Source organism: Streptomyces sp. URMC 127 (assembly GCF_051386535.1).
In the GTDB taxonomy this organism is placed as follows: domain Bacteria; phylum Actinomycetota; class Actinomycetes; order Streptomycetales; family Streptomycetaceae; genus Streptomyces.
The window spans coordinates 1-448 of record NZ_JBPQTW010000506.1; the positions used below are offsets into that span (position 1 = coordinate 1).

At 81.0% G+C, this 448-nt stretch carries 1 pseudogene; it reads left to right on the forward strand.

Annotated elements, in window-relative coordinates:
* Window positions 1-448 (forward strand): annotated as a pseudogene (locus ACSNOH_RS35140) (CHAD domain-containing protein); the annotation flags it as partial.

The window sequence follows — 448 nt, forward strand, 5'->3', positions numbered from 1 at the left end:
GCAGCGGTCTGACGGTGGGGGCCGCCCGGGCGGGCGCCCTGCTGGAGCGGCAGCTCACCCTCGCCCGGACGCGCGCCCACTCCGCGGCCCTGCAGGCGCTCGGCACCTCGCGCTTCCACGCCGTCGCCGACGCCGCGGCCCTCCTCGCCTCCGAGACGCCCCTCGACGCCGGCGCGCGCGGCGTCCCCGCGTGCGAGGCCCTCCCCCGGCTCGCCGAGCAGATCCAGCGGCGGCTGGCCGAGGCCGCGGACGCGCTCCCGCTGGCCGTCGCCGGCCACCCGTACAACGCCGAGGCCCTCGCCCACGGCCTCGCCGCCGCCCCCGCCCCCGACGGGCCGCCCGCTGAGGGGCTGCAGGACGCGCCCTGGCACCAGGTGCGGCGGCTCGTACGGCTGCGGCGGTACGCCCAGGAAGTCCTCGACGCCCACCCGTCCACCGAGGCCGAGCT